Origin of the sequence: Escherichia sp. KTE172 (assembly GCF_000408845.1) — a bacterium.
In the GTDB taxonomy this organism is placed as follows: domain Bacteria; phylum Pseudomonadota; class Gammaproteobacteria; order Enterobacterales; family Enterobacteriaceae; genus Escherichia; species Escherichia coli.
The window spans coordinates 4630737-4644024 of sequence record NZ_KE137316.1; the positions used below are offsets into that span (position 1 = coordinate 4630737).

Annotated in this window: 8 protein-coding genes, 7 tRNA genes and 1 pseudogene; 4 read left to right on the forward strand and 12 right to left on the reverse strand. The window is 51.8% G+C overall.

Going from position 1 to position 13288, the window contains the following annotated elements:
• The first annotated feature begins 49 nt into the window (after positions 1 to 49).
• Positions 50 to 1225, forward strand: coding sequence for a 3-demethoxyubiquinol 3-hydroxylase (gene ubiF, locus G434_RS02500; RefSeq protein ID WP_000184547.1), 1176 nt, complete (start codon positions 50 to 52; stop codon positions 1223 to 1225).
• 153 nt (positions 1226 to 1378) lie between these two features.
• Here ubiF and G434_RS02495 read toward each other — a convergent pair.
• From G434_RS02495 to G434_RS02465, 7 genes are all read right to left on the reverse strand, one after another.
• A tRNA-Gln gene (locus tag G434_RS02495) sits at positions 1379 to 1453 on the reverse strand.
• Positions 1454 to 1490: 37 nt separating this feature from the next.
• Positions 1491 to 1565, reverse strand: a tRNA-Gln gene (locus G434_RS02490).
• A 48-nt stretch (positions 1566 to 1613) separates the two neighbouring features.
• Positions 1614 to 1690: transfer RNA gene (locus tag G434_RS02485), tRNA-Met, on the reverse strand.
• A gap of 15 nt (positions 1691 to 1705) precedes the next feature.
• Positions 1706 to 1780, reverse strand: a tRNA-Gln gene (locus G434_RS02480).
• A gap of 34 nt (positions 1781 to 1814) precedes the next feature.
• A tRNA-Gln gene (locus G434_RS02475) sits at positions 1815 to 1889 on the reverse strand.
• A gap of 23 nt (positions 1890 to 1912) precedes the next feature.
• Positions 1913 to 1997, reverse strand: a tRNA-Leu gene (locus G434_RS02470).
• 9 nt (positions 1998 to 2006) lie between these two features.
• Positions 2007 to 2083 (reverse strand) — tRNA-Met (locus G434_RS02465).
• Positions 2084 to 2416: 333 nt separating this feature from the next.
• Between G434_RS02465 and G434_RS31025 the strand changes: the two are divergent.
• Positions 2417 to 2853, forward strand: a pseudogene (locus G434_RS31025) (hypothetical protein).
• A gap of 41 nt (positions 2854 to 2894) precedes the next feature.
• Here G434_RS31025 and asnB read toward each other — a convergent pair.
• The 5 genes from asnB to nagB form a co-directional block, all read right to left on the reverse strand.
• Positions 2895 to 4559, reverse strand: a complete 1665-nt coding sequence (asnB, locus tag G434_RS02455) for an asparagine synthase B (protein WP_000337077.1) — start codon at positions 4557 to 4559, stop codon at positions 2895 to 2897.
• 396 nt (positions 4560 to 4955) lie between these two features.
• Positions 4956 to 5708 carry a ribonucleotide monophosphatase NagD gene (gene nagD, locus G434_RS02450; protein ID WP_000153129.1) on the reverse strand — a complete coding sequence of 251 codons (753 nt, stop codon included), beginning with the start codon at positions 5706 to 5708 and terminating at the stop codon, positions 4956 to 4958.
• 47 nt (positions 5709 to 5755) lie between these two features.
• Positions 5756 to 6976, reverse strand: a complete 1221-nt coding sequence (gene nagC, locus G434_RS02445; protein ID WP_000187594.1) for a DNA-binding transcriptional regulator NagC — start codon at positions 6974 to 6976, stop codon at positions 5756 to 5758.
• Positions 6977 to 6984: 8 nt separating this feature from the next.
• A complete protein-coding gene (nagA, locus tag G434_RS02440; protein ID WP_000271154.1) occupies positions 6985 to 8133 on the reverse strand; it encodes an N-acetylglucosamine-6-phosphate deacetylase in 1149 nt (382 codons plus the stop codon).
• Between the two features lie 59 nt (positions 8134 to 8192).
• Entirely contained in the window at positions 8193 to 8993 is an 801-nt protein-coding gene (nagB, locus tag G434_RS02435; RefSeq protein ID WP_001237072.1) for a glucosamine-6-phosphate deaminase, read from the reverse strand.
• A gap of 332 nt (positions 8994 to 9325) precedes the next feature.
• Between nagB and nagE the strand changes: the two genes are divergently transcribed.
• Both nagE and glnS read left to right on the forward strand, forming a co-directional pair.
• Positions 9326 to 11272, forward strand: coding sequence for a PTS N-acetyl glucosamine transporter subunit IIABC (gene nagE / locus G434_RS02430; protein ID WP_001023116.1), 1947 nt, complete (start codon positions 9326 to 9328; stop codon positions 11270 to 11272).
• Positions 11273 to 11474: 202 nt separating this feature from the next.
• On the forward strand, positions 11475 to 13139 hold the full coding sequence (glnS, locus tag G434_RS02425) for a glutamine--tRNA ligase (RefSeq protein ID WP_001287164.1): 1665 nt from the start codon (positions 11475 to 11477) through the stop codon (positions 13137 to 13139).
• Positions 13140 to 13288 lie beyond the last annotated feature (149 nt).

Consider the following 13288-nt stretch of genomic DNA (forward strand, 5'->3'; position numbering starts at 1 on the left):
GGTAAAAATCCTGTAAACTTAAAGCATATTGCTAACAGGATGATTGACCATGACAAATCAACCAACGGAAATTGCCATTGTCGGCGGAGGAATGGTCGGCGGCGCACTGGCGCTGGGGCTGGCACAGCACGGATTTGCGGTAACGGTGATCGAGCACGCAGAACCTGCGCCGTTTGTCGCTGACAGCCAACCGGACGTGCGGATCTCGGCGATCAGTGCGGCTTCGGTATCATTGCTTAAAGGTTTAGGCGTCTGGGACGCGGTACAGGCTATGCGTTGCCATCCTTACCGCAGACTGGAAACGTGGGAGTGGGAAACGGCGCATGTGGTGTTTGACGCCGCTGAACTTAAGCTACCGCTGCTTGGCTACATGGTGGAAAACACTGTCCTGCAACAGGCGCTGTGGCAGGCGCTGGAAGCGCATCCGAAAGTAACGTTACGTGTGCCAGGCTCGCTGATTGCGCTGCATCGCCATAATGATCTTCAGGAGCTGGAACTGAAGGGCGGTGAAACGATCCGCGCGAAGCTGGTGATTGGTGCCGACGGCGCAAATTCGCAGGTGCGGCAGATGGCGGGAATTGGCGTTCATGCCTGGCAGTATGCACAGTCGTGTATGTTGATTAGCGTACAGTGTGAGAACGATCCCGGCGACAGCACCTGGCAGCAATTTACCCCGGATGGACCTCGTGCGTTTCTGCCGTTGTTTGATAACTGGGCATCGCTGGTGTGGTATGACTCTCCGGCACGCATTCGCCAGTTGCAGAATATGAATATGGCGCAGCTACAGGCGGAAATCGCGAAGCATTTCCCGTCACGTCTTGGGTATGTAACACCGCTTGCCGCTGGCGCTTTTCCGCTGACGCGCCGCCATGCGTTGCAGTATGTGCAGCCGGGACTGGCACTGGTGGGCGATGCCGCGCATACCATCCATCCGCTGGCGGGGCAGGGGGTGAATCTTGGTTATCGTGATGTCGATGCCCTGATTGACGTTCTGGTCAACGCTCGCAGCCATGGCGAAGCGTGGGCCAGTTATCCGATCCTCAAGCGTTACCAGATGCGGCGCATGGCGGATAACTTCATTATGCAGAGCGGTATGGATCTGTTTTATGCCGGATTCAGCAATAATCTGCCACCACTGCGTTTTGTGCGTAATCTTGGTTTGATGGCGGCGGAGCGTGCTGGCATGTTGAAACGTCAGGCGCTGAAATATGCGTTAGGGTTGTAGCCTTACAACATTGCCGGATGCATGCCAACCGTAGGTCGGATAAGACGCGTCAGCGTCGCATCCGACTTTGAAGGATAAGACGAGTCAACATCGCATTCGACATTGAATATACGCAGAAAAGCAAAAAGCTCGCCGAAGCGAGCTTTTTTAATGTGGCTGGGGTACGAGGATTCGAACCTCGGAATGCCGGAATCAGAATCCGGTGCCTTACCGCTTGGCGATACCCCAACTGGGTGCACTTACAAGGTAAGCGTCTTGAATAAATTGGCTGGGGTACGAGGATTCGAACCTCGGAATGCCGGAATCAGAATCCGGTGCCTTACCGCTTGGCGATACCCCAACAAATTGGTTTGTGAATTTGCCGAACGCATTCGACACATTCAGAACTTGGTGGCTACGACGGGATTCGAACCTGTGACCCCATCATTATGAGTGATGTGCTCTAACCAACTGAGCTACGTAGCCAGATTGTTTCTTCGATGGCTGGGGTACCTGGATTCGAACCAGGGAATGCCGGTATCAAAAACCGGTGCCTTACCGCTTGGCGATACCCCAATAACCGGGCGGTGAACCGCTTACTCGAAGAAGATGGCTGGGGTACCTGGATTCGAACCAGGGAATGCCGGTATCAAAAACCGGTGCCTTACCGCTTGGCGATACCCCATCCGTACAACGCTTTCTGGTGAATGGTGCGGGAGGCGAGACTTGAACTCGCACACCTTGCGGCGCCAGAACCTAAATCTGGTGCGTCTACCAATTTCGCCACTCCCGCAAAAAAAGATGGTGGCTACGACGGGATTCGAACCTGTGACCCCATCATTATGAGTGATGTGCTCTAACCAACTGAGCTACGTAGCCATCTTTTTTTTTCGCGATACCTTATCGGCGTTGCGGGGCGCATTATGCGTATAGAGCCTTGCAGCGTCAACCTCTTTTTCAAGGAAAATTGCTCGAAAGTGACTGTTTGGTTAGGTTGCGAACAGCGTGGCGCTATATTCGTCAATTATTGTTTACTTTGTGTTTTTTCCCCACCCTACAGCCATTCTTTTGTCATACAGGATGAAATTCGGAATTCAACAATAGTGGTGGGAAATTAATCTATGAAATACTGGCCCGTTGCAACAGGACAGGGCAGGGATCGCTACGCCTGCATCTCTGCTACCACTTCAGGCGATTTATTGAGGGAATACTATGCTGCGTTTTATGACGGCGCTGATGGGTGCGTTATTACTTATGCAATCTGCGTTTGCCGATACGGTCAAACCGGAAATCGGTAAATATGTTTTTGGCTATCGTGGGCAGGAAGGCGCTGTGGTGTGGATGATGCGGATAGGGCCGAAAGCCTCTAATGAAGCCCTCATTCAGGTATCGCATGTTGATAATGACATCGATGGCCATATTTTTCGCTGTAAAGTGAAAGCATTACAGGAAGGTGAAAATCCTATACCGCCGTAATTAAGGGCAAATCTTTTGAGTTATTACGCCTGAAAGAGGGGAATGGCAGCCTGCATATTCCGGATGAGCAGGCGACCTGGTCGGTGGCCTACAGTGATGAGTTGTCAAACAGTGATGTGGCAAACCCGGAACATTTCCTTACTGCATATCAGAATCAACAAGCAGCTCAATAACTAAAACAGCCCCGGATTTCTCCGGGGCAGTACCGCATTTCTTACTTATACGCCGACTGGTGAACGCCAACCGCACGACCAGACGGATCGTCCATTTTCTTGAACGCCTCATCCCACTCAATCGCTTTAGCGGAAGAACACGCGACGGACGGGCCGCCCGGCACGCACTCAGCGGCGCTCGGAAGCGGGAAGAGTTCTTCAAAGATCTCCCGGTACAGATACGCTTCTTTTGAGGTCGGTGTGTTGTACGGGAAGCGGAAGCGGGCAGTTTCCAGCTGTTGATCAGAAACCTGCTGCGCCGCCACTTCTTTCAGGGTATCGATCCAACTGTAACCGACGCCATCGGAGAACTGCTCTTTCTGCCGCCAGGCCACGCTTGCAGGCAGATACGCTTCAAAACATTCACGCAGGATGTGTTTTTCCATTTTGCCGTTACCGCACATTTTATCCTGTGGGTTAATGCGCATCGCCACGTCGAGGAATTTTTTGTCGAGGAACGGAACGCGTGCTTCCACGCCCCAGGCTGACATCGCTTTGTTGGCACGGGCGCAGTCATACATATGCAGGGCCAGCAGTTTACGCACCGTCTCTTCATGCAGTTCTTTGGCATTCGGCGCTTTGTGGAAGTAAAGATAACCGCCAAACACTTCATCAGATCCTTCACCGGACAGCACCATTTTAATGCCCATCGCCTTGATCTTACGCGACATTAAATACATCGGTGTTGAAGCGCGAATAGTGGTCACATCATAGGTTTCGATGTGGTAAATCACGTCGCGGATGGCGTCCAGACCTTCCTGTACAGTGAAGTGAATTTCATGATGCACAGTGCCCAGATGGTTTGCCACTTCCTGGGCTGCCTTCAGATCCGGTGAACCCGGCAGACCTACAGCAAAGGAGTGCAGCTGCGGCCACCAGGCTTCAGAGCGTTCCTGATCTTCCACGCGACGGGCTGCGTATTTCTTGGTGATAGCGGAAATGATTGAGGAATCCAGGCCACCAGATAGCAGCACACCGTAAGGCACATCAGACATCAGATGGCTTTTAACGGAATCTTCCAGTGCCTGACGCAGCTCGTTTTTGTCGGTCACGTTATCTTTCACCGCATCGTAGTCGAACCAGTCGCGATGATAATAAGAACGGATTTCGCCGTCCTGACTCCACAAATAGCTCCCCGCCGGGAACTCTTTAATCGTGCGGCATACCGGCACCAGGGCTTTCATTTCTGAGGCCACATACAGCTGACCATGTTCGTCATAGCCCATATACAGTGGGATGATCCCCAGATGGTCGCGACCAATCAGGTAGGCATCTTTTTCGCTGTCGTACAGGGCAAAGGCAAACATGCCCTGTAAGTCGTCGAGAAATTCCGGCCCTTTTTCCTGATACAGCGCGAGGATCACTTCACAGTCAGACCCGGTCTGGAACTGGTAACGATCGCCATATTCAGCGCGCAATGCCTGGTGGTTGTAGATTTCACCGTTTACTGCCAGCACATGAGTTTTTTGTTGGTTGTAGAGAGGTTGCGCCCCCGCGTTAACGTCAACAATGGACAGACGTTCGTGGGCGAGAATGGCGTTATCGCTGGCATAAATACCGGACCAGTCCGGGCCACGATGACGCATCAGGCGTGACAGCTCGAGTGCTTTCTTACGCAGCTCAACTGCGTCTGTTTTGATATCGAATACGCCAAAAATTGAACACATAACCTTCTCCGTTAACCTGGTATTTGTTGCTTGTTGTGTTTGCTTGTTTAAAAAAATGCCGCAAAGCAGCACTGTGCGCAAGCGATTTGGCGGTGAAAAAATAAAAAACGTAATGGTGATTGTCGATTGGTGAAAAAAGGTCTGGTGTAAGGATGTATTTATTGATGAATCGATAATTTTTAGCGGGTTTTATTGAATGGTTATATTTTACGGGGGCCAAATTGCTGACAAAGTGCGATTTGTTCATGCCGGATGCGGCGTGAACGCCTTATCCGGCCTACAAAAGCATGAAAATTCAATATATTGCAGGAGCTGCGTAGGCCTGATAAGCGTAGCGCATAAGGCAGTTTGGCGCTTGTCATCAGAGCCAACCACGTCCGCAGACGTGGGTGGTATTCAGATAACGTCAATTTCGGCGACCGATGGGTAAATCCAGCTGGGGCGGAATGGCATACTGTCGATATCGTCGAGCGACGAAACGCCGGAGAGTACCAGAATCGTCTCCAGACCGGCCTGGAAGCCCGCCAGAATATCGGTACGCAGGTTATCGCCGACAATCACCGTTTCTTCCGAATGCGCCTGCATTTTGTTTAATGCTGCGCGGATGATCCACGGACTCGGCTTACCAACATAGAACGGTTTACGTCCGGAGATTTTTTCGATCCCCGCACACAGCGCACCACACGCCGGATAAAAACCGCGCCCGTGGGTGTCCGGGTTGGTGGCGATAAAACGTGCACCGTTAGCGACGAAATAGGCTGCTTTATGCATCATGTCCCAGTTGTAGGAACGCGTTTCGCCAACAATCACAAAATCAGGGTTCACATCGGTAATAGTGAAACCGGCTTTGTACAGTTCATGAATCAGTGCGCCTTCGCCCACCACATACGCTTTCTTGCCTTCCTGGCGACGCAGGAAATCGGCGGTCGCCATCGCAGAGGTATAAAACACGCTGTCAGGTACATCGACACCGGCAGTGGCAAAGCGGTTCGCCAGATCTTGCCCGGTCTGCGAAGGATAGTTGGTCAGCAACACCAGCGGCAGGCCTTTATCCATAATCCCGTGCAAAAATTCCGCTGCACCCGGTACGGCGACGTTATCGTGCATCAGCACGCCGTCGATATCGCAAATTACATTTTTAATGGTCATGGACTACCCAGAATATTGACAACAATAAGCGCCACTATAAAAGCACATTAATTTTCCAGCAAATGCTGGAGCAAAATACCGTTGAGCATGGCGCGTTTTACCAGCGCAAAAGCGCCGATTGCCGAGCGGTGATCCAGCTCAGAACGTACCACCGGCAGATTAGTGCGAAACGCCTTCAGCGCCTGGGTATTAATGCAGCTTTCAATAGCAGGGAGCAGCACTTTATCGGCTTCGGTGATTTCTCCGGCAATAACAATTTTTTGCGGGTTAAACAGGTTGATGGCAATGGCGATGGTTTTGCCCAGATGACGACCGACATACTCAATCACTTCCGACGCCAGGCTATCGCCTTTGTTCGCAGCTTTGCAGATAGTTTTTATGGTGCAGTCGTCCAGCGGCACGCGGCTCTGGTAGCCCTGCTTTAACAGATTCAACACCCGTTGTTCAATGGCAGCGTTGGCGGCGATAGTTTCCAGGCAGCCAAAGTTGCCACAGTGGCAGCGTTCACCCAGCGGTTCGACCTGGATATGGCCAATTTCACCGACGTTGCCGTTGCGGCCAATAAAAATGCGCCCGTTAGAGATAATCCCGGCCCCGGTTCCGCGATGGACACGCACTAAAATGGAGTCTTCGCAATCCTGACTTGCACCGAAGTAGTGCTCCGCCAGCGCCAGACTGCGGATATCGTGGCCGACAAAACAGGTCACTTTAAAACGCTCTTCCAGTGCTTCTACAAGCCCCCAGTTTTCCACCTGAATATGCGGCATGTAATGAATTTTGCCGCTGTCCGGGTCAACAAGCCCCGGCAGGATCACGGAAATGGCGATCAGCTCGCGCAGCTTGCGCTGGTAGCTATCAATAAACTGAGCAATGGCATTCAGCAGGGCATGTTCCAGCGTCTGCTGGGTACGTTCCGGCAACGGGTAATGTTCTTCTGCCAGCACTTTGCTGCTGAGATCAAACAGGGTGATGGTGGCGTCGTGACGACCAAGCCGTACGCCGATTGCGTGGAAATTGCGGGTTTCGGTGACGATAGAGATAGCGCGGCGGCCCCCGGTGGAGGCCTGCTGATCAACTTCTTTAATCAGCCCGCGTTCGATAAGCTGACGCGTAATTTTGGTTACGCTGGCGGGGGCAAGCTGGCTTTGCTCGGCAATCTGAATCCGCGAGATTGGCCCATACTGGTCAATCAGGCGATAAACCGCCGCGCTGTTAAGCTGTTTTACGAGATCAACATTACCTATCTGAGCTTGTCCGCCTGGTGTCATACTTTCTCTTATTGAGTTACGACCTCGTTACCGTTAACGATGGTCCTGGTGATTTTAAAATCAGGTGTGAATGCAGTCAGGTTGGCTACTTTACCTGCGGCGAGTGTGCCGAGACGTTTCTCAACGCCAATCGCACGCGCCGGATAGAGCGTCGCCATACGCAGCACTTCATCCAGTGCGATACCGCAATGTTCGACCAGATTACGCACGCCTTCAATCATGGTTAAGGATGAACCGCTTAACGTACCGTTCTCATCCACACAAAGTCCATTACGGTAGTATATTGTTTTACCCGCAAAAATGAACTGTTCAATGTTGGCACCTGCTGGCGCGGTGGCGTCAGTAACCAGACACAGTTTGTCGCCTTTCAGACGTTTAGCGTTGCGAATGTTGGCGTAATCAACATGCAGGCCATCAGCGATAATACCGCAATAAATGTCAGCTTCGTCGAGGATCGCGCCCGCCAGGCCCGGCTCACGACCGGTAATATACGGCATTGCGTTGTACAGATGGGTGGCAAAGGTAATCCCCGCGCGGAAACCGGCTTTCGCTTCTTTCAACGTCGCGTTGGAGTGACCGGCAGAAACCACAATCCCGGCATTTGCCAGTTTGCTGATGACTTCTGCAGGAACCATTTCCGGTGCCAGGGTCACTTTGGTAATGACATCGGCATTTTCGCACAGGAAATCGACCAGCGCGGCATCAGGCTTACGCACAAAATTCGGATTATGGGTGCCTTTTTTTACCAGATTCAGCCACGGGCCTTCCAGATGCAGACCTAACGCCTGATTCGGATGTTTTGCCAGGTACTCGCGCATAACGCGCACGCCCTGTTTCATCAGCTCGTCGCTGGTGGTGATAAGCGTCGGCAAATAGTTAGTACAGCCTGATTTCTCATTGGCTTTCTGCATGATTTCCAGCGTTTCTACGCTGACTGCTTCAGCAGTATCGTTAAACTGCACGCCGCCGCAGCCGTTTAACTGCACATCGATAAAACCGGGGGAGAGAATGGCCCCGTTCAGTGAACGTTGTTCGATCTCTGGCGGCAGTTCCGCTACCGGACAGACGCTTTTAATCAGGCCATCAGCGATAACAACCGCGTGGTCATCAAGAAATTCGTGGCCGGTAAAGATCCGGCCCTGGGTTAATGCATACATTCTGACCCCCGATTTTAAAAAATATTGCCCTGAGCAAGGTGTCAGGGCAGGGATAACAATTACAGACCTTTGATATTTTCTGCTTCTAATTCATTGAAATATCTTAAAGTCTTAACTTTCAGCTCCATGGTGGAAGGTTCATCGCACACCATGATCGCTTTTGGATGCAGTTGCAGACAGCTGATGGTCCACATGTGGTTTACGCAACCTTCAACGGCGGCCTGCAGTGCCAGTGCTTTCTGGCTACCCAGCACCAGAATCATCACTTCTTCGGCATCCAGCAATGTACCAACACCGACAGTCAGGGCATATTTTGGCACCTGATTGACATCGTTATCAAAGAAACGAGAGTTCGCGACGCGAGTGTCATGAGTCAGTGTTTTGATACGAGTACGAGAAGCCAGAGAAGACGCCGGTTCGTTAAATGCAATATGGCCGTCGTTACCTACACCGCCCATAAACAGATGAATTTTTCCGTAAGAACGGATTTTTTCTTCATACTGGCGGCACTCGGCGTCGATATCCGGGGCGTTGCCGTTGAGAAGGTTGATGTTTTCTGCTGGAATATCAACGTGATCGAAGAAATTACGGTGCATAAAGCTGTAGTAGCTTTCCGGATGCTCTTTCGGCAGACCGACATATTCGTCCATGTTGAAGGTGACAACGTGCTTAAAGCTGACCTGGCCTGCTTTATGCATTTCGACTAACGCTTTATAGGTGGTCATCGGCGTGCCGCCAGTCGGCAGGCCCAGAACAAACGGACGATCGGCAGTCGGTTTGAACGCATTGATACGATTGACGATATGGCGAGCAGCCCATTTGCCGACCTGTTCAGCGGTAGTCAGGGGGATCAGTCTCATTATTCACCTCAATAAGTAAAATGTAAGCCGTTGGCGGATTAGGCATCTTTAAGCGTAACCTGGATTTGCGCAGACAGGCGTCAATCCGACCTGATTTTTTGAATGATAAAATAAGTTTTCTGGTTTAGCCAGTAAAAGGGAGTGATGATAACGATATTTGGTGACAAAACTCACAAAAGACACGCGTTTAATTTGCGATACGAATTAAATTTTCACACACTCTGTAGCAGATGATCTAACAATCTGATTACAGAACATCGGCAGTACAATTTGCAGCAAAATAAAAATACGGCTTTAAACGAGCCAAATAGGGTTCTCGTAGGGGGAATAAGATGAATATTTTAGGTTTTTTCCAGCGACTCGGTAGGGCGTTACAGCTCCCTATCGCGGTGCTGCCGGTGGCGGCGCTGTTGCTGCGATTCGGTCAGCCAGATTTACTTAACGTTGCGTTTATTGCCCAGGCGGGCGGTGCGATTTTTGATAACCTCGCATTAATCTTCGCCATCGGCGTGGCATCCAGCTGGTCGAAAGACAGCGCAGGTGCGGCGGCACTGGCGGGTGCGGTAGGTTACTTTGTGTTAACCAAAGCGATGGTGACCATCAACCCGGAAATTAACATGGGTGTACTGGCGGGTATCATTACCGGTCTGGTCGGTGGTGCAGCCTATAACCGTTGGTCCGATATTAAACTGCCGGACTTCCTGAGCTTCTTCGGCGGCAAACGCTTTGTGCCGATCGCCACCGGCTTCTTCTGCCTGGTGCTGGCGGCCATTTTTGGTTACGTCTGGCCGCCGGTACAGCACGCTATCCATGCAGGCGGCGAGTGGATCGTTTCTGCGGGCGCGCTGGGTTCCGGTATCTTTGGTTTCATCAACCGTCTGCTGATCCCAACCGGTCTGCATCAGGTACTGAACACCATCGCCTGGTTCCAGATTGGTGAATTCACCAACGCGGCGGGTACGGTTTTCCACGGTGACATCAACCGCTTCTATGCCGGTGACGGCACCGCGGGGATGTTCATGTCCGGCTTCTTCCCGATCATGATGTTCGGTCTGCCGGGTGCGGCGCTGGCGATGTACTTTGCAGCACCGAAAGAGCGTCGTCCGATGGTTGGCGGTATGCTGCTTTCTGTTGCTGTTACTGCGTTCCTGACCGGTGTGACTGAGCCGCTGGAATTCCTGTTCATGTTCCTTGCGCCGCTGCTGTACCTCCTGCACGCACTGCTGACCGGTATCAGCCTGTTTGTGGCAACGCTGCTGGGTATCCACGCGGGCTTCTCCTTCTCTGCGGGGGCTATCGACTACGCGTTGATGTATAACCTGCCGGCCGCCAGCCAGAACGTCTGGATGCTGCTGGTTATGGGTGTTGTCTTCTTCGCTATCTACTTCGTGGTGTTCAGTTTGGTTATCCGCATGTTCAACCTGAAAACGCCGGGTCGTGAAGATAAAGAAGATGAGATCGTTACTGAAGAAGCCAACAGCAACACTGAAGAAGGCCTCAATCAACTGGCGACCAACTATATTGCTGCGGTTGGCGGCACTGACAACCTGAAAGCAATTGACGCCTGTATTACTCGTCTGCGCCTGACCGTGGTTGACTCGGCTCGCGTCAACGATGCGATGTGTAAACGGCTGGGTGCTTCTGGGGTAGTGAAACTGAACAAACAGACTATTCAGGTGATTGTTGGCGCGAAAGCGGAATCCATTGGCGATGCAATGAAGAAAGTTGTTGCCCGTGGTCCGGTAGCCGCTGCGTCAGCTGAAACTGCGCCTGCAACTGCCGCGCCTGTAGCAAAACCGCAGGCTATACCAAACGCGGTGTCTGTCGCGGAGCTGGTATCGCCGATTACCGGTGATGTTGTGGCACTGGATCAGGTTCCTGACGAAGCATTCGCCAGCAAAGCGGTGGGTGACGGTGTGGCGGTGAAACCGACAGATAAAATCGTCGTATCACCAGCCGCAGGGACAATCGTGAAAATCTTCAACACCAACCACGCGTTCTGCCTGGAAACCGAAAAAGGCGCGGAGATCGTCGTCCATATGGGTATCGACACCGTAGCGCTGGAAGGTAAAGGCTTTAAACGTCTGGTGGAAGAGGGCGCGCAAGTAAGCGCAGGGCAACCGATTCTGGAAATGGATCTGGATTATCTGAACGAAAACGCCCGCTCGATGATTAGCCCGGTGGTTTGCAGCAATATCGACGATTTCAGCGGCTTGATCATTAAAGCTCAGGGCCATGTCGTGGCGGGTCAAACACCGCTGTATGAAATCAAAAAGTAATCTGCTTTATACCTGATGCGACACGGCAGCGTCGCATCCAACAATGACAAGCGGTGGAGATCTTCTCTGCCGCTTTTTTTTTCATCAATCATCCCCATAATCTCAGTGAGATTTTCGATTTTCACTAACTAACAGTTGTCAGCCTGTCCCGCTTATAAGATCATACGCCGTTATACGTTGTTTACGCTTTGAGGAATCCACGATGAGTGAGGCAGAAGCCCGCCCGACTAACTTTATTCGTCAGATCATCGATGAAGATCTGGCCAGTGGTAAGCACACCACAGTACACACCCGTTTCCCGCCGGAGCCGAATGGCTATCTGCATATTGGCCATGCGAAATCTATCTGCCTGAACTTCGGGATCGCCCAGGACTATAAAGGCCAGTGCAACCTGCGTTTCGACGACACTAACCCGGTAAAAGAAGATATCGAGTATGTTGAGTCGATCAAAAACGACGTAGAGTGGTTAGGTTTTCACTGGTCTGGTAACGTCCGTTACTCCTCCGATTATTTTGATCAGCTCCACGCCTATGCGATCGAACTGATCAATAAAGGCCTGGCGTACGTTGATGAACTGACACCGGAACAGATCCGCGAATACCGCGGCACCCTGACGCAGCCGGGTAAAAACAGCCCGTACCGCGACCGCAGCGTTGAAGAGAACCTGGCGCTGTTCGAAAAAATGCGTACCGGTGGTTTTGAAGAAGGTAAAGCCTGCCTGCGTGCGAAAATCGACATGGCGTCGCCATTTATCGTAATGCGCGATCCGGTGCTGTACCGCATTAAATTTGCTGAACACCACCAGACTGGCAACAAGTGGTGCATCTACCCGATGTACGACTTCACCCATTGCATCAGCGATGCGCTGGAAGGTATTACGCACTCTCTGTGTACGCTTGAGTTCCAGGACAACCGTCGCCTGTACGACTGGGTGCTGGACAACATCACCATTCCTGTTCACCCGCGCCAGTACGAATTCTCGCGCCTGAATCTGGAATACACTGTGATGTCCAAGCGTAAGCTGAACCTGCTGGTGACCGACAAGCACGTTGAAGGCTGGGATGACCCGCGTATGCCGACCATTTCCGGTCTGCGTCGTCGTGGTTACACTGCGGCTTCTATTCGTGAGTTCTGCAAACGCATCGGCGTGACCAAGCAGGACAACACCATTGAAATGGCGTCGCTGGAATCCTGCATCCGTGAAGATCTCAACGAAAACGCCCCGCGCGCAATGGCGGTTATCGATCCGGTGAAACTGGTTATCGAAAACTACCAGGGCGAAGGCGAAATGGTTACCATGCCGAACCATCCGAACAAACCGGAAATGGGGAGCCGTCAGGTGCCGTTTAGCGGTGAGATTTGGATCGACCGCGCCGATTTCCGCGAAGAAGCTAACAAGCAGTACAAGCGTCTGGTGCTGGGTAAAGAAGTGCGTCTGCGTAATGCTTACGTCATTAAGGCAGAACGCGTGGAGAAAGATGCCGAAGGCAATATCACCACCATCTTCTGTACTTATGACGCCGACACCTTAAGCAAAGATCCGGCAGATGGTCGTAAAGTGAAAGGTGTTATCCACTGGGTGAGCGCGGCACATGCGCTGCCGGTTGAAATCCGCTTGTACGATCGTCTGTTCAGCGTGCCGAACCCAGGTGCTGCGGATGATTTCCTGTCGGTGATTAACCCGGAATCGCTGGTGATCAAACAGGGCTTTGCTGAACCGTCTCTGAAAGACGCGGTAGCGGGTAAAGCATTCCAGTTTGAGCGTGAAGGTTATTTCTGCCTCGACAGCCGCCATTCTACGGCGGAAAAACCGGTATTTAACCGCACCGTTGGGCTGCGTGATACCTGGGCGAAAGTAGGCGAGTAATTTTAAGTTCTACCAGGCCGGGTGAGGCGTTTACGCCGCATCCGGCATGAAACATGCAAACAATTCAAAATGCCGCGCTCTGCGGCGTTTTTTCTGCTTTTCTTCGCGAATTAATTCCGCTTCGCAATTTATCCATAAAATAAATTTAA

Coding starts and splice junctions, on each gene's coding strand:
- nagC (WP_000187594.1), bottom strand. CDS start 6,976: ATGACACCAGGCGGACAAGCTCAGATAGGTAATGTTGATCTCGTAAAA.
- glnS (WP_001287164.1), top strand. CDS start 11,475: ATGAGTGAGGCAGAAGCCCGCCCGACTAACTTTATTCGTCAGATCATC.
- nagD (WP_000153129.1), bottom strand. CDS start 5,708: ATGACCATTAAAAATGTAATTTGCGATATCGACGGCGTGCTGATGCAC.
- asnB (WP_000337077.1), bottom strand. CDS start 4,559: ATGTGTTCAATTTTTGGCGTATTCGATATCAAAACAGACGCAGTTGAG.
- ubiF (WP_000184547.1), top strand. CDS start 50: ATGACAAATCAACCAACGGAAATTGCCATTGTCGGCGGAGGAATGGTC.
- nagB (WP_001237072.1), bottom strand. CDS start 8,993: ATGAGACTGATCCCCCTGACTACCGCTGAACAGGTCGGCAAATGGGCT.
- nagE (WP_001023116.1), top strand. CDS start 9,326: ATGAATATTTTAGGTTTTTTCCAGCGACTCGGTAGGGCGTTACAGCTC.
- nagA (WP_000271154.1), bottom strand. CDS start 8,133: ATGTATGCATTAACCCAGGGCCGGATCTTTACCGGCCACGAATTTCTT.